Source organism: Pseudocolwellia sp. G5-9, assembly GCF_055808995.1.
Genome location: NZ_CM147893.1, coordinates 3108772 through 3130863 on the forward strand (window position 1 = coordinate 3108772; position 22092 = coordinate 3130863).

The 22092-nt window shown below is 33.9% G+C and carries 22 protein-coding genes; 6 read left to right on the forward strand and 16 right to left on the reverse strand.

Annotated features, from left to right (window positions below; genetic code table 11):
• Positions 1 to 12: 12 nt before the first annotated feature.
• The 15 genes from atpH to rpmH form a co-directional block, all read right to left on the reverse strand.
• Positions 13 to 546: a F0F1 ATP synthase subunit delta gene (gene atpH, locus AC0L5Q_RS13460; protein WP_473609471.1), complete on the reverse strand. Its 534-nt coding sequence runs from the start codon at positions 544 to 546 to the stop codon at positions 13 to 15.
• Between the two features lie 14 nt (positions 547 to 560).
• Positions 561 to 1031, reverse strand: a complete 471-nt coding sequence (gene atpF, locus AC0L5Q_RS13465) for a F0F1 ATP synthase subunit B (protein ID WP_473609475.1) — start codon at positions 1029 to 1031, stop codon at positions 561 to 563.
• A gap of 47 nt (positions 1032 to 1078) precedes the next feature.
• Positions 1079 to 1300, reverse strand: coding sequence for a F0F1 ATP synthase subunit C (gene atpE, locus AC0L5Q_RS13470; protein WP_076417406.1), 222 nt, complete (start codon positions 1298 to 1300; stop codon positions 1079 to 1081).
• A 112-nt stretch (positions 1301 to 1412) separates the two neighbouring features.
• The gene (atpB, locus tag AC0L5Q_RS13475; RefSeq protein ID WP_077339676.1) at positions 1413 to 2183 is read right to left on the reverse strand and encodes a F0F1 ATP synthase subunit A; all 771 of its coding nucleotides are present in this window, start codon (positions 2181 to 2183) and stop codon (positions 1413 to 1415) included.
• Between the two features lie 43 nt (positions 2184 to 2226).
• Entirely contained in the window at positions 2227 to 2619 is a 393-nt protein-coding gene (locus AC0L5Q_RS13480) for an ATP synthase subunit I (protein ID WP_473609484.1), read from the reverse strand.
• Between the two features lie 189 nt (positions 2620 to 2808).
• Positions 2809 to 3687, reverse strand: coding sequence for a ParB/RepB/Spo0J family partition protein (locus AC0L5Q_RS13485; protein ID WP_473609488.1), 879 nt, complete (start codon positions 3685 to 3687; stop codon positions 2809 to 2811).
• 15 nt (positions 3688 to 3702) lie between these two features.
• Complete coding sequence (locus AC0L5Q_RS13490) at positions 3703 to 4497, reverse strand: ParA family protein (protein ID WP_473609492.1); 795 nt, start codon at positions 4495 to 4497, stop codon at positions 3703 to 3705.
• 30 nt (positions 4498 to 4527) lie between these two features.
• Positions 4528 to 5154 (reverse strand): 16S rRNA (guanine(527)-N(7))-methyltransferase RsmG, encoded by a 627-nt coding sequence (gene rsmG, locus AC0L5Q_RS13495; protein ID WP_473609496.1) that lies wholly within the window; start codon positions 5152 to 5154, stop codon positions 4528 to 4530.
• Between the two features lie 31 nt (positions 5155 to 5185).
• Positions 5186 to 7075, reverse strand: a complete 1890-nt coding sequence (gene mnmG, locus AC0L5Q_RS13500; protein WP_473609499.1) for a tRNA uridine-5-carboxymethylaminomethyl(34) synthesis enzyme MnmG — start codon at positions 7073 to 7075, stop codon at positions 5186 to 5188.
• A 412-nt stretch (positions 7076 to 7487) separates the two neighbouring features.
• The gene (locus tag AC0L5Q_RS13505) at positions 7488 to 7931 is read right to left on the reverse strand and encodes a flavodoxin domain-containing protein (RefSeq protein ID WP_473609503.1); all 444 of its coding nucleotides are present in this window, start codon (positions 7929 to 7931) and stop codon (positions 7488 to 7490) included.
• Between the two features lie 43 nt (positions 7932 to 7974).
• The gene (gene mnmE / locus AC0L5Q_RS13510) at positions 7975 to 9360 is read right to left on the reverse strand and encodes a tRNA uridine-5-carboxymethylaminomethyl(34) synthesis GTPase MnmE (RefSeq protein ID WP_473609507.1); all 1386 of its coding nucleotides are present in this window, start codon (positions 9358 to 9360) and stop codon (positions 7975 to 7977) included.
• Between the two features lie 152 nt (positions 9361 to 9512).
• On the reverse strand, positions 9513 to 11141 hold the full coding sequence (gene yidC, locus AC0L5Q_RS13515; RefSeq protein ID WP_473609511.1) for a membrane protein insertase YidC: 1629 nt from the start codon (positions 11139 to 11141) through the stop codon (positions 9513 to 9515).
• A gap of 6 nt (positions 11142 to 11147) precedes the next feature.
• Positions 11148 to 11396 carry a membrane protein insertion efficiency factor YidD gene (gene yidD / locus AC0L5Q_RS13520; protein WP_473609515.1) on the reverse strand — a complete coding sequence of 83 codons (249 nt, stop codon included), beginning with the start codon at positions 11394 to 11396 and terminating at the stop codon, positions 11148 to 11150.
• Entirely contained in the window at positions 11360 to 11719 is a 360-nt protein-coding gene (gene rnpA / locus AC0L5Q_RS13525) for a ribonuclease P protein component (RefSeq protein ID WP_473609519.1), read from the reverse strand. The genes yidD and rnpA overlap by 37 nt, the downstream gene beginning before the upstream one ends.
• A 40-nt stretch (positions 11720 to 11759) precedes the next feature.
• Positions 11760 to 11894: a 50S ribosomal protein L34 gene (rpmH, locus tag AC0L5Q_RS13530; RefSeq protein ID WP_033080930.1), complete on the reverse strand. Its 135-nt coding sequence runs from the start codon at positions 11892 to 11894 to the stop codon at positions 11760 to 11762.
• 468 nt (positions 11895 to 12362) lie between these two features.
• Between rpmH and dnaA the strand changes: the two genes are divergently transcribed.
• The 6 genes from dnaA (at position 12363) to glyS (ending at position 21633) form a co-directional block, all read left to right on the forward strand.
• Positions 12363 to 13721: a chromosomal replication initiator protein DnaA gene (gene dnaA / locus AC0L5Q_RS13535; protein WP_473609526.1), complete on the forward strand. Its 1359-nt coding sequence runs from the start codon at positions 12363 to 12365 to the stop codon at positions 13719 to 13721.
• 31 nt (positions 13722 to 13752) lie between these two features.
• A complete protein-coding gene (gene dnaN / locus AC0L5Q_RS13540) occupies positions 13753 to 14856 on the forward strand; it encodes a DNA polymerase III subunit beta (protein ID WP_473609529.1) in 1104 nt (367 codons plus the stop codon).
• The gene (gene recF / locus AC0L5Q_RS13545) at positions 14856 to 15950 is read left to right on the forward strand and encodes a DNA replication/repair protein RecF (RefSeq protein WP_473609533.1); all 1095 of its coding nucleotides are present in this window, start codon (positions 14856 to 14858) and stop codon (positions 15948 to 15950) included. The genes dnaN and recF overlap by 1 nt, the downstream gene beginning before the upstream one ends.
• 5 nt (positions 15951 to 15955) lie before the next feature.
• Entirely contained in the window at positions 15956 to 18400 is a 2445-nt protein-coding gene (gene gyrB / locus AC0L5Q_RS13550; RefSeq protein WP_473609536.1) for a DNA topoisomerase (ATP-hydrolyzing) subunit B, read from the forward strand.
• A 237-nt stretch (positions 18401 to 18637) separates the two neighbouring features.
• Entirely contained in the window at positions 18638 to 19561 is a 924-nt protein-coding gene (glyQ, locus tag AC0L5Q_RS13555; RefSeq protein ID WP_473609538.1) for a glycine--tRNA ligase subunit alpha, read from the forward strand.
• A 5-nt stretch (positions 19562 to 19566) separates the two neighbouring features.
• Complete coding sequence (gene glyS, locus AC0L5Q_RS13560; protein ID WP_473609543.1) at positions 19567 to 21633, forward strand: glycine--tRNA ligase subunit beta; 2067 nt, start codon at positions 19567 to 19569, stop codon at positions 21631 to 21633.
• A gap of 78 nt (positions 21634 to 21711) precedes the next feature.
• Here the strand turns inward: glyS and tusA are convergent, their stop codons facing one another.
• On the reverse strand, positions 21712 to 21966 hold the full coding sequence (gene tusA / locus AC0L5Q_RS13565) for a sulfurtransferase TusA (RefSeq protein ID WP_473609547.1): 255 nt from the start codon (positions 21964 to 21966) through the stop codon (positions 21712 to 21714).
• Positions 21967 to 22092 lie beyond the last annotated feature (126 nt).

Below are 22092 nucleotides of genomic sequence, written 5' to 3' on the forward strand. Positions count from 1 at the left end.
GCTCTGTCCCCGTTATGATTGCATTGTTGTTGCTAAGCGGCTCAATTTACCTCGTATTGAACCATCTATTACCATGTCACCAGCTTTAATTATTAAGCCAGAAACCACGTTCGCGTCTACAATACAATTGAGCTTTACTTTTCGAGCCAAACGCTTTTCAAGCGCGGCACTTAATGTAGTTACTTGATCCGCTACTAATTCAACAGCAGATGTTACATCCACAGTAACTTCTTTTTCATATTCAGCTTTTAAAATACTAAATTGAATAAGAACTTGTGGTAGTACCAACAAACGTTCATTTTCTGCCATTACTTTTATAAAGTTTTGGCCATTGCTATCGAGTTGATCTTCACAAACTTTTAAAAATAAGTCTGCAGCTTGATCAGAAGACACACCACCACTAAGGTAGTTTGTCATTGTTTCATTTTCAGAAACTTCTGCAGCAAATACTAACATAGATAACCAGTTATCAATGGTATTTGCTTCAACAGCAAAATCGAACGCTGCTTTAGCGTAGGGACGAGCAACGGTTGTCAATTCAGACATAAGCTCTATCCCTCTTAAAGTTCAGCTACAAGTTTATCTAAAATGTCGCTATGTGCAGCGGCATCGATTGAACGTTCAAGAATTTTCTCTGCGCCAGCTACAGCTAAAGCTGCAACTTGTTGACGAAGTTCTTCTTTTGCTTGATTACGTTCTGTTTCTATTTCTGCATGGCCTGACGCTAAGATTTTTTCTTTCTCAGCTTGGGCTTTAACTGCAGCTTCTTCTACCAATTGAGTTTCACGCTTCTTAGCTGCTTCAATAATGTCAGCAGCTTGAGCTTTCGCCTCTCTTAGTTGTGCTGTTGCTTTCTCTTGAGCAAGCTCAAGTTCTTTAGCAGCACGATCTGAAGCAGCAAGTCCGTCAGCGATAGTCGCTTGACGCGCTTCTATAGCACCAATAATTGGTGGCCATACAAACTTCATACAAAAAATTACGAATACGATAAATGCGATTAATTCACCAACTAAGGTCATATTAAGATTCATTTATGTATCTCCTATTCTAATTCGCGTAAATAACAACTTAAAAAAAATTAAGCACCAACTGCGAATAATAGGTATAAGCCGATAGCAACACCGATCATTGCGATAGCATCAATAAGACCTGCTACGATGAACATTTTTACTTGAAGTTGAGGTGCTAATTCAGGTTGACGTGCAGCAGACTCTAAGAATTTGCCACCTAGTAAACCAAAACCGATAGCGGTACCTAAAGCACCTAAACCGATTAGTAAAGCAACAGCGATATATAACATATTTATCTCCGATTATTTAAGTTAAAGTTTAAAGTTAAAAATTTGTTTTTACGGGCTTCCTGCCCTAAACCCTTCGGCCCGACTAGTGTCGTTCTAACTCAGTCCCGAAGAGTTAGTGATCTTCATGCGCAAGACTCAAATAAAGAATCGTTAGCATCATAAAAATAAACGCTTGTAATGGGATAACCAACAAGTGGAACGCTGCCCATAAAAAGTGTACTGGCAATTGGAATAAACCAATTGTCGCAATCAGTAAAAATATCAACTCACCTGCATATAAGTTACCAAATAAACGTAACGCTAATGATAATGGACGAGCTAATAAGGTAACCATTTCAAGAATAAAGTTCACTGGATATAAAGACCAATGTCCAAAAGGTTGAGTTGTTAATTCTTTAATGAATCCACCGACACCTTTTACTTTAATTGAATAGTAAATAATAAGAACAAACACACCTAATGCTAATGCAAAAGTCATATTTGGATCAGTTGTTGGTACAGCTTTCATATAATGAACACCAAACAACTCAAAAATACGTGGAATAAGGTCAACGGGTACCCAATCCATTGCGTTCATTAGTAATACCCAAACAAAAATAGTTAATGCTAAAGGCGCAATAACTGGATTTTTACCATGAAACGTACTTTTTACACTGTCGTCTACAAATTCTACTACCATTTCTACTGCACATTGCAGTTTTCCTGGTACGCCCGAGTTTGCTTTTTTAGCAACTGAACGGAAAATGTAAAGAAAAACTAAGCCTAAAAATATTGACCATCCTAGCGTATCTATGTGAACAGCCCAAAAGCCTTCGCCCACAGTAAGATTTTGCAAATGATGTTTAATATATTCTTGGCTGGTTATTTCAGCACCTGAAGCCATATTAAATTACCCTAATGATTAAAGTTTAAAAAAACTATGCCAATTATTGTTTATTAATAATTGGTTGTAGTAACGGCATAACCATTACTAAACAAAACATGCCAAATAAAGGAAGCGGCTCTATCACTAAAAACTTAAAGGCTAGTGAAAATAAAATTGCCGTTAATACCATCTTTATTTTTACACCGCTAAAAAAGGATTCAACCACTTTTTTAGCTGATCTTGCACCCGCATATCTAAATGCTTTAAGTGCAAATATTATGTTAGGTATAATTCCAATCAAACCACCAATTAACGCTGATTTGGCAGAATCTTGGTCCCAAATAATATAAATACTGACTGTAATACTTATTACAACAATAAAGGTAATTAGTATTTGTTTAAACGCTAATTTCAACCCAGGTTTAGCTAACTCGCTTTCTACAAAGAGATTCACTAAAAGCTCCGTACGAAAATATTCGTAAAACATATAGATGTTTAAAGTAAATACTTTAAACATTAAAAGTCTGCGCAAGTATACTTAATTGCGTTTTTAATGCAACAAAATAGGGCTACGTAAGCCCTATTATTGTGCGAATTATTTTATCTTTACTATCATTAATAGTTATATACTCATTTAAAGTCTTTATTGAGTATTAAATCGTGCCACTATTCCATCAAGTTCATCTAAATTAGTATAAGAAATTACAAGCTTACCTTTACCTTTTTTATTATGAGAAATTGAAACTTGTGAACCTATTTTTTCTGATAAGCTTTGTTCTAACGATTGTGTATCGGGATCTATTTCTTTAGCTTTAATTTCTTTTACAGGTTCTTGTAATTTTTTTATTAGTGCTTCAGTTTCTCTAACGGTTAATTCTTTAGCGACCACAATTCTCGCTGTGTTCGTTTGTTCATCATCAGAAAGACCAAGTAATGCTCGCGCATGACCCATTTCAAGATCACCATGTTCTAAAAATGTTTTAACTTCACTATTTAAGTTATTTAAACGTAATAAATTACTAACTGTTGTTCTTGATTTTCCAACAACATCTGCCACTTCTTGATGAGTTAATTCAAACTCAATTAAAAGTCTTTCTAACGCTATAGCTTCTTCCATAGCATTAAGATCTTCACGTTGAATATTTTCAATTAACGCCATAGCAACAGCAGATTCATCAGGGACATCTTTTACTAAACAAGGCACTAATTCTAAACCAGCAAGTTGTGCTGCTCTCCAACGTCTTTCACCCGCAATAATTTCATATTCTTCATGATCTGTTTGTCGAACCACAATAGGTTGAATAATTCCTTGCGATTTAATTGAATTTGATAATTCAATTAATGCTTCATCAGACATATCTTTACGCGGCTGATATTTACCGGTATGAAGTAATTCAATAGGAAGGTTTTGAAGTTCACTTGTTTGAGGATCTGATGATGAATTAGCAGATGAGTCCTTAGGTACCGATGTTAATAGGGCATCTAGACCACGGCCTAATCCTCTGCGTTTAGTTGGACTCATAGTTTTCCTTGAATGTTAACTTGTTACGGTTTCTTTGTTAGCTTTCTTTTCATTTTTACGTAATATTTCGCCGGCTAATGCTAAATAGGCTTTAGCGCCTGTAGACGATTTATCGTAATACATTGCTGGTGAACCAAAGCTTGGTGCTTCAGCTAAACGAACATTTCTTGGGATAACTGTTCTATACACTTTATCACCAAAATGTCGCTTAAGTTGTTCAGATACATCATTAGCTAATCTATTTCTTGGATCATACATGGTACGTAAAATACCTTCTATATGTAGATTTCCATTAACAACAGAAGTTAATTGAGAAATAGTATCCATTAATGCCGTTAAACCTTCTAATGCGTAGTATTCACATTGCATGGGTACTAAAACAGAATCTGCGGCAGTCATAGCATTTACAGTAAGCATATTTAATGATGGAGGGCAGTCTATTATAATAAACTCATAGTCATTTTTTACTTTAGCTAATGCTCTTTTTAATCGTTGTTCTCTTGAATAGACTTCCATTAATTTAATTTCTACTGCTGTTACGTCAGCATTTGCAGCAATTAAATGATAAAGACCTGTTGTTTCTGTAATAACAACTTCTTCAAAAGGTTTTTCATCTACAAGTAATTCGTAACATGTGGCAGGAGCATCATATTTATCGACACCACTTGCCATTGATGCATTACCTTGAGGATCAAGATCTATAAGTAATACTTTTCTTTTTGTAGCAGCCAAAGATGCAGCTAAATTTACTGAGGTTGTTGTTTTACCAACGCCTCCTTTTTGATTAGCTACTGCAATTATTTTTCCCACAAATCCCTCGAATTTCTCGGTTACAATATTTTATTGTATTTTAACTAATTCAATTAAGTGTCTTTCAGCATTTAACTGAGGAACAATTATAGTATGACTTTTTATCATTTTTACGTTAGTAGGTAAATTTTCAATTTCATCTGTTGGAAATTGTCCTTTTAAGGCTAGAAATTTTCCATGATCTTTCGATACTAAATGATCACACCAGGTAACCATATCATTAAGTGAAGAAAATGCTCTACTTAAAACACCATCAAATGGTTTTTCAGGTTGATATTTTTCTACTCTTGATTGAATTGGTGTAACATTTTTAAGGGATAGTTGATAAGTAACCTGTTTTAAAAAGGTAATACGCTTACCTAAACTATCTAATAAAACAAATTCTTTATCTGGATAAGCTATAGCTAATGGAATTCCTGGTAAACCGGGGCCTGTTCCTACATCTATAAAATATTGGCCCTCTAGTAAAGGGCCTATCATTAAACTGTCCATAATATGTTTAATAATCATATCTTGTGGATCACGAATGGAGGTTAGATTATAAGTTTTATTCCATTTATTTAATAATTCAACGTAATCAATAAGTAATTTAACTTGCTGATCAGTGAGCTGTAATTGTGTTTCTTTTAACAGTGTTTTTAATTTATCGGTTAACATTATTTAAATTACTAGCTCATATGGTTAAAGGTTAAGCTGATTTACGTAATAAACCATGCTTTTTTAGATAAACTAATAATAACGAAATTGCAGCGGGAGTAATACCTGAAATTCGCGAAGCTTTACCGATAGTTTCTGGTCGTGTATCTGTTAATTTTGCAATAACTTCATTTGATAGCCCAGAAATTTGTGAAAAATTAAAATCATTTGGTATTAATGTAAGTTCATGTTTTTTCTTTTTCGCTATATCTTCAAGTTGACGTTCAATATATCCAGCATATTTTATTTGAATTTCTACTTGTTCAGAAGCTTGAATATCTTCTAATTTAGGTCCTAAACTTTCAATACTCATAAGATCGCTATAATTAACTTCAGGACGACGTAATAAATCTTCTAAACTATTTTCTCTACTTATAGGTGTTTTTAATAAAGGATTAATATCATTTACTGCTGCATGATCTTTATGGATCCACGTTGATTTTAGACGTTGACGTTCTTGCTCTACATTTTCCATTTTTTCATTAAAACGTTTCCAACGAGCTTCATTTACTAAACCAAGCTTATAACCTTTTTCAGTTAAGCGGATATCAGCGTTATCTTCTCGAAGTAATAATCGATATTCTGCACGAGAAGTAAACATTCTGTAAGGTTCTTTAGTACCTAATGTTGCTAAGTCATCAATGAGTACACCCATGTATGCTTCATCACGACCTAAAATAAGTTCTTCTTTGCCTTGAACACGTGCTGCAGCATTTGTTGCTGCTATTAAGCCTTGAGCACCTGCTTCTTCATATCCTGTTGTTCCATTTATTTGGCCAGCAAAATATAGGTTATTAATAAATTTACTTTCAAGAGTCTGTTTTAAATCTCTAGGATCAAAATAATCATATTCAATAGCATAACCAGGTCTTGTAATGTGAGCATTTTCAAAACCTACAATTGATCTTACTAAGTCCATTTGTACGTCAAATGGTAAACTTGTTGAAATACCGTTAGGGTAAATTTCATGTGTTGTTAAACCTTCAGGTTCAACAAATATTTGATGAGAGTCTTTATCTGAAAAACGATGTATTTTATCTTCAATGGATGGACAATATCTTGGTCCAATACCTTCAATAACACCTGTGTACATTGGAGAGCGATCTAGACCTCCGCGAATGATGTCATGTGTTTTAATATTTGTATGTGTAATAAAACAAGAGATTTGTTCAGGATGTTGGGATCTATTTCCCATATAAGAAAATACGGGTCTAGGATCGTCACCTGGTTGTTCTTGCATTACTGAAAAGTTTAAGCTTCTAGCATCTAGTCTAGGAGGTGTTCCTGTTTTTAAACGATCGATCCTAAAGGGCATGTCTCTTAAGCTTTTAGCCAAGTTAACACTTGCAGGATCTCCAGCACGGCCACCTTGATAGTTATTTAAGCCAATATGTATTTGACCTGCTAAGAATGTTCCTACAGTTAAAACGACAGATTTAGCTTTAAACTTTAATCCCATTTGTGTTGAAACACCCACTACAACATCGTTTTCTAGAATAAGATCGTCACAAGGTTGTTGAAAAATAGTTAAGTTTTCGTGGTTCTCTAAAGTGTTTCTAACAAAAGATTTATACAATAATCTATCAGCTTGAGCTCTGGTTGCTCTTACTGCTGGGCCTTTACTCGCGTTTAAGGTTCTAAATTGGATTGCAGCATGATCTGTTGCAGTAGCCATTAATCCACCTAAAGCATCAATTTCTTTTACAAGATGACCTTTGCCAATACCACCAATTGCTGGGTTACATGACATTTGTCCTAAAGTGTCAATATTATGAGTTAACAATAATGTCTTACAACCCATACGTGCAGCAGCTAAACAAGCTTCTGTTCCGGCGTGTCCACCGCCAACAACAATCACGTCATAAGTTTCTTGATACCACATAAATTTTTTAACCTTTAGATTAATGATCTTTTCAAATTAGGGAGCGTATTTTAGCTTGTTTTTGAGGGGAGGGGAATGATCAAATACCGAAAAAGATCTTAGTATGATCTTCTTAAATATATATAAGATCTTTTTAAAGATCTTGTTGTTATTACTTATTAAGGATCCTTTTTTCTGTTGATAAGTCCTTTTATAGATTTTATTTCAATTACTTAGGCTACTATAAAGCTTGTTTACAACCTTGGATCATTTAACTTTAAACCTATGATCAAAAAGGCCTGTTATCCACAAGGAGAATAAATTTTATTTATATACACTGAATAATAATAAGAAAATAATAGCTTAATCACAGAGTTATACACATTACATGTTTTATTTTTGTAATTCTGTGAATAACTTCTTAGTAAGATCATTACAATAGATCTTTATTTTCAGTAATCCAGCATTGAGCAAGATCTTCTGGATCTATATCTTGTGACATATCTAATAGCTTTATTGTCGCTATTCTTATACAACCCTTTGAATTTAATAGTTTATCTATATTTTTAGCAGCTAAGCAATAAGTATCATAATTACGATCACCAACCCCTATGATCATATAATTAATACTTGTTAGATCCTGTGTGCAGTTTTCAAGATCTAAAACAAATTTTTGAATATTATCAGGGTAATCTCCAGCACCGTGAGTTGAAGTGCAAATGAGCCAATTTGTGTTTTTATTTTCTATTTCTTCAAAATTAGGTGTTAAATGCAGCTGAGTTTGATGTCCTAAAGCGTTTAATTGTTCTTCACAAGCTTCAGCTACGTACTCAGTTCCACCTAACATACTGCCAACAATAATTTGATATGAATTCATATTTATCTCATAAATAAGTGATTTTTACTCGTTGTTAATTGTGCTATTTACCTATACAGAATGATGAAAATATTTCTGTTAGTAAGTCATCATTAGTAAATTCACCTGTTATTTGGTTAAGTTCTTCTTGGCAAAACCTTAATTCTTCGGCGAGTATTTCACCTGCAACATAAGATTCAAGTTGTTCTAATCCAATTTCTAAATGATGATGTGCTTTCTCTAATGCAGATAAATGTCTACGACGAGCCATAAAGCCGCCTTCAGTACTTCCTTGGTAGCCCATAATCTCTTTTAAATGTTCTTTTAGTACATCTACACCGTCACCATTTTTAGCTGATAATGTAATGGTAGGCGTATTGTTTGGGTTTGAGTATCCTGTTTGAGCTTTACTAATGTCTGCTTTATTGCGAATAACGGTTAAACCTATTTTTTCAGGTAATTTAGCAAAAAATTCTGGCCATTGCTGTTTAGGATCCTCATCAATATTTAGTGATGAATCCACCATAAGTAATACACGATCAGCTTGGTTGATTTCGTTCCATGCACGCTCAATACCTATTTGTTCTACTTTATCTGTGCTTTCTCGTAGTCCAGCGGTATCAATAATATGCAATGGCATACCATCAATATGGATTTGCTCCGATAACACGTCGCGGGTTGTACCTGCTATATCTGTTACGATTGCGCTTTCTTTACCACTAAGGGAGTTGAGTAGGCTTGATTTACCAGCATTAGGTCTACCTGCAATAACAACACGCATACCTTCTCTAATAATGGCACCTTGCTGTGCTTGTTTACGTACATCAATTACTTGGGTAATGATACTTTTAAGCTTATCGACGACTTTTTTATCAGCGAGAAAATCAATTTCTTCCTCTGGAAAGTCTATCGCTGCTTCTACGTACATTCTTAAATGAATTGTATCTTCAACCAGTTGATTAATAAGTTTAGAGAAGTCACCTTGAAGAGAGTTAAGTGCGCATTTAGCCGCTTGTTCTGAACTTGAATTGATTAAATCAGCAATGGCTTCTGCTTGTGTTAAATCTAACTTATCGTTTAAAAATGCTTGTTCACTAAATTCACCTGGGTTTGCCATTCTGACTTTAGGCAAGGATAAAATTTCTTTGAGTAGCATATCTAATATTACAGGGCCACCGTGTCCTTGAAATTCAATAATATCTTCACCAGTAAATGAATTAGGGCCTTTAAAATATAATGCTATGCCTTGATCTAAAGTTTCACCCTTTAAGTTTTTAAATGGAAGATATTCAGCTTTTCTAAGTTCAGGTACTTTACTTAAAATAGCTTTAGCTACATTTTGTACCTCTGGACCAGATACTCTGATAATGCCAACTCCACCTCTACCTGGTGCAGTAGCTTGTGCTGCAATGGTTTCTTTGGCTAGATTAGATAAACTTAATTCACTCATTTATTACTCGATTTAACGCTTTCATTTTGTGCGTATTATAACCCTAAAGTATTTAAATATGCATGATGTGAATTATTATGTGGAAGGGGATGTAGAAATTATTGATGAAAAAAAGGTGACCTGAGTCACCTTTATTTACTTGCTTACTAAATTTATTCTTTAGCTTTCGCTTTTTCTAATCCTGAAAATATTATTTTCATTTGTGCTATTGATATTAAGTTACTTATAAACCAATAAAGCACTAAACCTGATGGGAACCATGCCATGAATACTGAGAAGGCGACAGGCATGTATTGCATTATTTTTTGTTGCATTGGATCTTGTATTGTCATAGGTTGCATCTTTTGCATTACAAACATACTGATACCCATAAGTACAGGTAATACGTAGTAAGGATCCATTGCTGATAAATCTTGTATCCATAACATGAAAGGTGCATGACGTAATTCAACACTTTCTAAAAATACCCAATACAAAGCTAAGAATATAGGCATTTGAATAAGTAAAGGTAAGCAACCACCAGCTGGGTTTACTTTTTCTTTACGGTACATTTCCATTGTGGCTTGAGACATTTTTTGTCTATCATCACCAAAACGTTCTTTTAATTGAGTCATTTTAGGCGCTAAAGCACGCATTTTAGCCATAGAGGTATACTGCGCTTTTGTTAGCGGGTACATAGCACCTTTAACTATTAAGGTAATTACTATAATAGCTAAGCCCCAGTTTGATACAATAGATTGAATTTGTATTAGTAACCAGAACAATGCTTTACTGATCATCCATAAAAACCCGTAGTCAATTGTAAGATCTAAGTTTGGAGCTATTGTTTCAAGTACGTCTTGATCTTTTGGTCCTACATATAAAATAGCAGACGTTGTTGCTTGACTATTTGGTTGTATTGAAATTACAGGTGCTTTGTAGCCAATTACTGCATCTTGATTTGAAGTGTATGTAGTATAAATCTGATTTAAATCGTCTTTATTTGGTATCCATGATGATACAAAGTAATGTTCTGACATTGCAATCCAACCACCTATGGTTGAAAGAGATAACTTCTTCTCTGCTATATCATCAAAACCATACTTTTCGTATCTTTCATCTGTTGTAGAATATGCGGCACCATTATATGTTGGCATAAGTGCTGAGCCGCTTTCTACTAACGTTGATTGTTTTAGTTGAGCATACATTTGCACACTAGCGACAGCTGCAGTGTTATTTTTAATGATGTATTCAACATTAACGCTATAGCTTGCTTTATTAAAGGTGAAGCGTTTGGTTACAGCTAATCCATCAGAGGTTACAAAGTTTAAATCAACAGCTATTGAATCTTTATCTGCTAGTTCATACGTTGTCGCTTGAGTTTGATAAATTGGACGACCTTTAATAACACGATCTATACCTTGTTCACCAATTAATCCACTTTGTGCTACATATTTTTTTGGACCATTTTGCATTAATGTAAATGGAATTCCATTACCTTGTTCGGTATTAAATTCTAATAATTTAGCTTCAACAATATCACCACCACGAGTATCAATTTTTATTGCTAAAACATCTGTATTTACAGATACAAGCTGTTTAACAGGATTAATTGATTCTTGAATTACGGCGCTATTAGTGGATGATTCGGGAATATATTCGCCGTTAGCATTTTGAATAGTATTAGTTTGTACTTGTGCTGGTTGTTCAATTACTGGGGCATTATCTTTTTGCCATTCAGTAAATAATAAATAGGTAACAACCATTAGCGCAATAAACAAAAAACTGCGTTGAGATTCCATAATGAATTATTTCTCTTTTTTTGATAGTGGCACGGGATCAGATCCTCCCGCATTAAGTGGGTGGCATTTTAGTATACGTTTGCTCGCTAACCAACAACCTTTTAACACTCCAAAGCGATTAATTGCTTCAATAGCATAAAAAGAACATGTTGGATTAAATCTACAATTGTTGCCCAATAAAGGACTTAGCAAGCGTTGGTAAGCTTTTATTATATAAATTACTGTACTTTGTGGCGCTGAATTATTTTTCGCCATATTTTTTCTAATTGTTGATTAATTTCTTTGTTGTCTAGTTTATCAGTACCTGATTTTACCATAACAACTATATCTATATGGGGGAGGTTGTGCTGATTTAAACGAAAACTTTCTCGAATTACTCGTTTAATTCTATTTCTTTGAACAGCTAACTTAACTCTTTTTTTAGCTATAGCTAAACCCAAACGATTAAGTTTATTAGAATTTTGGATGACAAGAATTGTTATATGACTAGAACCAAAACGTAATGGTTTAGTAAATACTGATTGGAATTGACCGGGAGTCAACAAACGTGACTCCCGATTAAATTCATAAGTAACCATGGTAGTTACTCGAACTCTATTTGATAAATCAAAAAAGAGATTATGCGCTTAAGCTTGCACGGCCTTTAGCACGACGACGTGCAATAACTGCACGACCGTTCTTAGTTGCCATACGAGCACGAAAGCCGTGGTTGCGTTTACGCTTTAATACACTAGGTTGAAATGTTCTTTTCATTACGCTAATCCGTCGGTTGTTGTTGCCCTGGCAAGTCGCCTTAAAATGAGCACACTGGTCTAAAAAAGAGGCAGAATTATATACAGATTAATTGTAGGCGTCAACATGAAGTATAGGTATTTTTAAAAAGGATCCTTGACTGATCTTCAGTATAAAACTTTAAGTATCCACAGTTTCATCACATATAAACTTTTTTACTGATTAATGTTGGCTAATTCAATGTGATTATTGCGCGGTTTTAGTATCAAAATATTATTATTATTTAATTATTAATTCAATAATAATCAATTTGTTAAGTATATTTTATTGCTGTTTATTAATTTATTGTAAATGTCAATATTGAACTTGTGGATAACTACGTAGATAATGCTACTAATAGATAATAATTTTAATAGTTTTACGTCATTTTATTTTGCTCTACTTTTTATTTATAGTAAAAAAATAAACTTGGCATCTTAGGAGTTTTGGTTGGATCAATCACATTGGCAACGTTGTCTGTCTATCTTACAAGAAGAATTGCCTGCTCAACAATTTAGTATGTGGATTCGCCCACTTCAATGCATTATAGATAACAATGTTGTAACGCTGTTTGCACCTAATCGATTTGTATTAGATTGGGTAAGAGATAAATATTTAAATCGTTTAAACGAACTTGTTGCATTAAACGATCCTACAAACCCGCCTATGTTACGCTTTGATGTGGGTAGTATTCCTGTAAATAACGCAGATCAAGTGGTGAGTAAAGTACCTACACCACAATCTAATACAGTGAAAAAATCTAAAACACCGTCTGAATCTACCTTACCTAAAACAGCAAACGTTCGCGATAAATATACTTTCGATAATTTTGTAGAAGGTAAATCAAATCAATTAGCTAGAGCCGCAGCTTCTCAAGTAGCAGATAATCCAGGTTCAGCTTATAATCCATTATTTATTTATGGTGGTACAGGCTTAGGTAAAACACATTTATTGCATGCTGTTGGTAATGGTATTTTAGCTAATAATCCTGATGCAAAAATAGCTTATATGCACTCTGAACGTTTTGTTCAAGATATGGTTCGTGCTTTACAAAATAATGAAATGGAAAAATTTAAGCAATTTTACCGTTCAGTTGATGCGTTATTGATTGATGATATTCAATTTTTTGTTGGTAAAGATCGTACTCAAGAAGAGTTTTTTCATACCTTTAATGCATTACTTGAAGGTAATCAGCAAATTATTTTAACGAGTGACCGTTACCCTAAAGAAGTTGATGTTGAAGATCGACTTAAATCTCGTTTTGGTTGGGGCCTTACTATTGCAATTGAACCGCCTGAATTAGAAACGCGTGTTGCTATATTAAAACGCAAAGCAGAAGAGAGTAATATTAATTTAGCAGACGAAGTTGCTTTTTTTATAGCTAAACGTCTTCGATCTAATGTACGTGAACTCGAAGGTGCTTTGAATAGAGTTGTGGCAAACGCTAATTTTACGGGTAGAGCTATAACAATAGACTTTGTTCGTGAGGCTTTACGTGATTTACTTGCACTTCAAGATAAACTTGTCACAATTGATAACATACAAAGAACAGTCGCTGAATATTATAAAATTAAAGTTTCAGATTTGTTATCTAAAAGGCGTAATAGATCGGTTGCTCGTCCAAGACAAATTGCTATGGCACTTTCTAAAGAACTGACAAATCATAGCTTACCTGAGATTGGTGATGCTTTCGGCGGAAGAGATCATACAACTGTTTTACATGCATGTCGTAAAGTTAAATCTTTAAGAGAAGAAACTCATGACATAAAAGAAGATTATTCAAACTTGATAAGAACACTTTCATCTTAATTAGTTAATTAAAATTTTTATAGGTATAAAAATGAAGTTTTCAATAAATAGGGAATCACTTTTAAAACCGTTGTTACTTGTTTCTGGCGCTGTTGAAAGAAAAAGTACATTACCCATTTTAAGTAATGTATTGTTGGAGGTTAGTGGGCAATCACTTACTCTAACAGCTACAGATTTAGAGCTTGAAATGGTTTCTTATGCTCAAATTGATAACCACGCACAAGATGCTAAAGTTACAATTCCTGCTCGAAAACTTTTAGACATTTGTAAAAGCTTACCAGATGATTCACTTTTAGAGTTCGAATTAGAAAATGAAATTATTAAAATTTCAACAGGCCGAAGTAAATATTCACTTTCCACTTTATCCGCTGATGATTTTCCAAATATTGAAGAATGGCAGGGTGATGTAGAATTTCAATTATTAAAATCAGAATTTTTGAGATTGATCGAAAGTACGCATTTTTCAATGGCTAATCAAGATGTTCGTTATTACTTAAATGGAATGTCGATTGAAACTGAAGGTAATGAAATACGTTCTGTTGCAACAGACGGTCACCGTTTAGCAATATGTAAAATTTCAAACGACACTTTATCTTTACCTACCAGACAAGTCATAGTACCTCGTAAAGGTATTTTAGAAATAATCAGATTACTTGATCCGTTAGAAGAAACAGTAAAAGTATTTTTAGGTTCAAATCATATTCGTATTATTGATACAGAATTTTCATTTACGAGTAAGTTAGTTGATGGTCGTTTCCCTGATTATAGAAGAGTGTTACCACGTAATGGTGATAAAATTTTACAAACTAGCCGTGAAGAAATGAGACAAGTTTTATCTCGTGCAGCTATTCTATCTAATGAAAAATTTAGAGGCGTAAGACTTAATTTTTCAAGCACTGAACTTAAAATTACGGCAAATAACCCTGAGCAAGAACAAGCTGAAGAAGTTGTTGAAATTGACTTTCCATTTGAAGATGTTGAAGTAGGGTTTAACGTAAGTTATGTGTTAGATGTACTTAATGCAATAAAAGATACAAATGTTAAATTTACCCTTGCTGATGCGAATAGCAGTGTAGTTATTGAAGGTGCTGATACTGGTGAAGCAACGTATGTTGTTATGCCTATGCGTTTGTAATGAGTGTAGTTCGATTAATTACTAGTAATTTTCGTAATATTGAACAATGTAAAACAGATTTACATCCATATTTAAATTTTTTGATAGGTGATAATGGAAGTGGAAAAAGTAGTTTTTTAGAAGCTATTTTTTTTCTGGGGCATGGTAAATCTTTTAGAACTACAAAAGTTGAAAATTTAGTATCATTTAATCAGTCTACTTTTGTTGTTAGTGTTAAAGATGATTTAGACACACAAATAGGCATTTCTAGAAATTTTATTTCTAATCAGACAGAAATTAAAATTAACGGTGAAAGGCATAATAAACTATCTGAACTTGCCAAAAATATTGCTGTTCAGATTATTACTCCAGAAAGTTTTAAATTATTTTTTGGTGGACCTAAAGAGAGAAGACGATTTGTTGATTTAGGATTGTTTCACGTGGAACAATCATTTTCTACAGAATGGAAAGAATTTAGTCGTATACTAAAACAAAGGAATGCCTATCTAAGATCGGGTCATAATTTAGAAGGTATTAAATATTGGGATGAGGTTTTTTGTATTCATTCAAATAATGTTTCCGAATTAAGAGTTAAATATATAAACAGTTTTAAAGAAGAGTTTGCTATATGGGCTCAGTTATTATTACCCAATATATATAAGAATATAGAAATACAATATTTTCAGGGTTGGAGACAAAATACTAAACTTGAAGATGTTTTACAAAGTAATCGTACACGTGAAATTGCACTAGGATATTCAATTTCAGGAACTCATAAGTTTGATGTACGTTTTCTTATGCAAAAACAACCAATAGAAAATCAACTTTCTAGAGGACAACAAAAGTTGTTTTTACTCGCTTTAACTTTTGCTCAAGCAAAACTTATAGAAAAAGTAAAACGAGTAAAACCAATTTTATTGATAGATGATGTTGGGGCAGAGCTAGATTCTCAATCAAGAACTGTTTTGAACGAAGCCATCAATCAACTAAATTGCCAAGTAATTATTACAGCAATAGATAAAGTCGCGATTGAACCTTTGGTTCCTGATGACCTTAATTACAAAATGTTTCACGTGAAACATGGTAAAATTTTTGAAATGAGTGAAATAGGCTAATAGCTATGACAATAGAAAATGAATATGATTCGGCCAGTATAAAAGTACTAAAAGGTCTAGATGCAGTTCGTAAAAGACCTGGTATGTATATAGGTGATACAGATGATGGATCTGGATTACATCATATGGTATTTGAAGTTTTAGATAACTCAATTGATGAAGCATTAGCAGGTCATTGTAGTGAAATTGTAGTAAGAATACATTTAGACGGTTCAGTATCTGTAAGAGATGATGGTCGTGGTATTCCTACTGAATTACATCCTGAAGAAGGAGTATCTGCAGCTGAAGTTATTATGACGGTATTACATGCCGGTGGTAAGTTTGGCGGTGATGATTCAGGTTATAAAGTTTCTGGTGGTTTACATGGTGTTGGTATTTCGGTTGTAAATGCACTTAGTGATAAATTAAAACTTAACATCCGTCGAGCAGGTAAACTTTATGAGCAAACTTATCATCATGGTGAGCCTGAAGCTCCATTAGCTGAAATTGGTGTTAGTGATAAAACAGGAACAGAAGTAAGGTTTTGGCCAAGCTCAAAAACATTCTCTGATGTTCTATTTCATTATGACTTACTCGTTAAGCGTATACGTGAACTTTCATTTCTTAACTCAGGTGTATCAATAAAATTAATTGATGACAGAGAAGAAGGTAAAGAAGATCACTTCCATTTTGAAGGTGGTATTCAAGCATTTGTTGATTACTTAAATACCAATAAAACACCTGTAAATGAAGAAATATTTTATTTTGATTTAGCTAAAGACGATGGAATTATTGTAGAAGTTGCTATGCAATGGAACGATGGATTCCAAGAAAACATTCATTGTTTTACTAACAATATTCCACAACGCGATGGTGGTACTCACTTAAGTGGTTTTAGAACAGCATTAACCAGAACATTAAATAGCTATATGGTTAAAGAAGGTTTGAATAAAACTAAAAAAGGTGGAAGTACTGAAACTAATGCCTCAGGTGATGATGCACGTGAAGGTTTAACTGCTGTAATTTCAGTTAAAGTACCAGACCCTAAATTTTCATCACAAACCAAAGACAAGCTAGTATCATCAGAAGTTAAAACGGCTGTTGAACAAGCTATGGGCGAAAAATTAGGTGAATACTTATTAGAAAAACCTGCTGTTGCACGTACAATTATTATGAAAATAGTTGATGCAGCAAGAGCTCGTGAAGCAGCACGTAAAGCACGAGAAATGACTCGACGTAAAGGTGCTTTAGATATTGCTGGTTTACCGGGTAAGTTAGCTGATTGCCAAGAAAAAGATCCAGCACTATCTGAACTATATATAGTGGAAGGGGACTCTGCTGGCGGATCAGCCAAGCAGGGGCGAAACAGAAAAAACCAAGCAATACTTCCATTGAAAGGTAAAATATTAAACGTAGAAAAAGCACGTTTTGATAAAATGATATCTTCACAAGAAGTAGGCACATTAATCACAGCACTAGGTTGTGGTATTGGTAGAGATGAATATGATCCAGATAAATTAAGATACCACAGTATCATTATTATGACGGATGCCGATGTTGATGGATCACACATACGTACTTTATTATTAACATTTTTCTATCGTCAAATGCCTGAAATTATGGAACGTGGTTATATCTATATTGCACAACCACCGTTATATAAAGTTAAAAAAGGTAAGCAAGAAAGATACATTAAAGATGATGAAGGTCTAACAGAGTACCTAACTACACTTGCTTTAGATAATGCCGAATTACATGTAAACGAATCTGCACCGGCAATAACAGGTGTAGCATTAGAAACTTTAGTAAAACAGTACAGAACAACAATGGATACCATTAAACGCGTATCAAGACAAATTCCAGCTGACATTCTAGAGAAAATGATTTATTCAAAACCTATTCTTAAAGAAGACTTTAACAATGAAGCTAAAGTTGATGAATGGACTGCTGACTTACTTAAACAGTTAGACGACCAAGATGGTAATGGATCTATTTACTCAGTAGTTGTTAAAAAAGATCCAGAAAGACAAATATTCTACCCAAGCTTTATTGTGCGTAAACATGGTATTGATACTGAATATAACTGTAGTTACGAGTTTATTGAATCTAATGAGTTTAAAGCTATTGTAGATTTAAATACTTCAATTAATGGTTTAATTGAAGAAGGTGGTTATATTAAGCGTGGCGAAAAAGTTAAACCTGTATCTGAGTTTGAAGAAGCTCTAAATTGGTTAATGGCTGAATCTAAACGTGGTCAATATATTCAACGCTATAAAGGACTAGGTGAGATGAACCCTAGTCAATTATGGGAAACTACAATGGACCCTGAAACTCGTAGAATGTTACGAGTTACAATCGATGATGCTATTGCTGCCGATCAATTGTTTACCTGTTTAATGGGTGATCATGTAGAACCGAGAAGAAACTTTATTGAAGAGAACGCGCTTAAAGTTGCTAACTTAGATATATAAGTAAAACTTATTTAAATCAATTAGATATAAGCCATTCCTTTAAAAGAATGGCTTTTTTTTATCTAATACTAAAAGGTTTATTTTTAATATTGATGTCCGGGTGTTTATTTCAGCACTAAATAATTAAAGATAAAAATAATCAATAAATATGTATCACATGGCTAGGCTAACAAAAGCACAATGCGTATAATTGATATTAAAATATAAACTTATAACCCTATTGAAAACTGGATATTCATGAGTACGTTTAATATAAAAACATTTCAAGGTTTAATCTTACAGTTACAAGATTATTGGGCAAGACAAGGCTGTGTAATTATTCAGCCGTTAGATCTAGAAGTAGGAGCGGGAACATTCCATCCTATGACATTTTTACGAGCTATAGGCCCAGAGCCAATGAGTAGTGCGTATGTGCAACCTTGTAGACGTCCTACAGATGGTCGATATGGTGAAAACCCAAATAGACTTCAACATTACTATCAATTTCAAGTTATGTTGAAACCGTCACCTAAAAACATTCAAGAGCTATATTTAAATTCTTTAAAAGAGTTAGGTATAGATCCATTAGTACATGATATTAGATTCGTAGAAGATAATTGGGAATCTCCAACATTAGGTGCTTGGGGTCTGGGCTGGGAAATTTGGTTAAACGGTATGGAAGTTACTCAGTTTACTTATTTTCAACAAGTAGGTGGATTAGAGTGTGCGCCTGTAACAGGTGAGATCACTTATGGTCTAGAGCGTTTAGCTATGTACATACAAAACGTAGATAGTATCTACGACCTGGTATGGACTGATGGCCCTATGGGTAAAGTGCTATATGGAGACATTTTTCATCAAAACGAAGTTGAGCAATCAACTTATAACTTTGAACATGCAGATGTAGATGCTTTATTTAAACAATTCGATCAATGTGAGCTAGAAAGTCAGCGTTTAAATGAAGCTAATTTACCGCTACCAGCTTACGAGCAAGTAATGAAAGCATCACATGCATTTAACCTGTTAGATGCGCGTCATGCGATTTCAGTAACGGAAAGGCAGCGTTATATATTACGAGTAAGAGCATTATCTAAAGCATGTGCTGAATCTTATTATGCTAAACGTGAAGAACTCGGTTTTCCACTTTGCAAAAACCAAACACCTAAAGTGGAACAGGAGTAACCGATATGTCTAAAGAAACGTTATTAATAGAATTAGGTACTGAAGAGTTACCACCAAAGAGTTTAAAAACACTCGCGATTACTTTTTTTGATCAAATAAAATCTCAGTTAGATAGTGCAAACTTAACGTATAGCGATATTAAATGGTTCGCTACACCTCGACGTTTAGCGATTAAAGTTATCGATTTAGATGAAAAGCAACAAGATATAGAAATTGAGAAAAGAGGCCCAGCAGTTAATGTGGCTTTTGATGAGACGGGCAAGGCAAGTAAGGCGGCTGAAGGTTGGGCTCGTTCAAATGGTATAACTGTTGAACAAGCTGAACGATTAAAAACAGATAAAGGCGAATGGTTACTACATAAAGCTATTCAGCCAGGTAAATCTGTTGATGAGCTTATTCCTGCTTTTGTTAATCAAGCGATAAGTAAATTACCTATTCCTAAACCAATGCGTTGGGGTAGTAGCCGAACTCAGTTTATAAGACCTGTACATACTTTAGTTTTATTATATGGTTCAAAAATTATTGCCGGTGAAAGCTTAGGTATATCATCAAGTAATCTTGCTACAGGTCATAGATTTCATCATCATGGCTTAGTTACTATCGATCATGCTAATAACTACGAATCACTTATGCATAGTGCTTACGTAATGGTTGATTACGATAAACGCCAGCAACTTCTTTTAGAGCAAATAAAAGAAGTTGCTGAAGGGATCAATGGTATTCCTCTTTTAGATGACGATTTGGTTGACGAAGTAACGGCCCTAGTTGAATGGCCTATTGCCTTAGTAGGGAGTTTTGATAAAGAGTTTTTAAATGTTCCTCCAGAGCCTTTAATTTACTCAATGAAAGATCATCAAAAGTATTTTCCTGTAAATGGTAAAGATGGAAAACTATTAAACCAGTTTATATTTATCACCAATATTGAAAGCAAAGATCCAAACCAAGTAATATTTGGAAACGAGAAAGTTATTCGTCCGCGTTTAGCTGATGCAGAGTTCTTCTTTAAAACAGATAAAAAGCAAACACTTGAAAGTAGATTAACTAGTTTAGAGTCTGTATTGTTTCAAAAACAATTAGGTACGCTTAAAGCTAAATCTGAACGTATCGCATCGTTAAGTGAATTTATAGCCAGTAAGATTGGTGAAAATACGACGGATGCTAATAGAGCTGGTTTACTAAGCAAAACAGACTTAATGTCTGAAATGGTATTAGAATTCCCACAGGTACAAGGTACTATGGGTAAATACTATGCACAGCATGACGGTGAAAATGAAGCCGTTGCTCAAGCATTAGAAGATCAATATAAGCCTAGATTTTCAGGGGATACATTACCTGAAGGTAATATCGGTTGTACGGTAGCAATTGCAGATAAAATTGATACTTTAGTGGGGATTTTTGGTATTAACCAACAACCTAAAGGTGACAAAGACCCATTTGCACTACGCCGAGCCGCTATAGGTTTGATCCGTATTATTATTGAAAAACAGCTTAATTTAGATATTACTGATTTGTTGGCTAAAAGTATCGAACTTTATGGTGACAAATTAACAAATGAAAATACCTTAGAACAAGTGATTGAATTTGTATTAGGTCGTTATAAAGCGTATTACCAAGAACAAAATATTAGTGTCGATGTAATTCAAGCGGTATTAAATAATTCGCCAACAGCGCCATTAGATTTTGATAAGCGTATTCACGCGGTAACGCACTTTAAACAATTGCCTGAAGCGGTAACTCTCGCTGCAGCAAATAAACGTGTTGGTAATATTTTAGCTAAGTTTGAAGGTGAATTATTTACTAGCGTAAATGCAGACTATGCTTGTGAATCAGCAGAAACAGACTTGTTAGCTATTTTTGAGCAAGTAAGTGCTAAAGTTAAGCCATTAACTGATGCTAAAGAATACCAAGCTGCATTGTCTGAATTAGCTTTATTAAGAGATCCTGTTGATACCTTCTTCGATAATGTGATGGTAATGGCTGATGATGAAAACGTGAAAGTGAATCGTTTAACATTATTAAACGATATTCGTAATAGCTTTTTAGCAATAGCTGATATTTCAGTACTCCAATAAATTTATGTAATTAAAATCTATAATTTCAAAAGGAAGCATTATGCTTCCTTTTTGTTTTAGAAATATTGAGTTGTACGCTTATTGTTTTTTTATTAAATAACAATAAGGTTTATCATTAATTGTCATACTAACCAGTTCATGATCCATAAATCTGCAAAAACTTGGAATATCTCGAGTAGTGGAAGGGTCGTCAGCGGTGATCAATAAAGTTTCGCCTACTTGTAGCTGTCTTATTTTTTTTCTAATCATCATTACAGGTTCTGGGCATCGTAAACCAATAGTATCTAATTGATGATTAGCTTGTTCAAATAATTGCCTTGACTGTTCAGTCATCTAGCACTCTAAAATACGGTAAAGTTGGCTAATTTTAAACTTAGAATTTTTTTAATCAACTATTAATCAACATTATATACCCGGTGCTATTTAAGATACTCTGAAATACGCACCTTGATAGGTAAC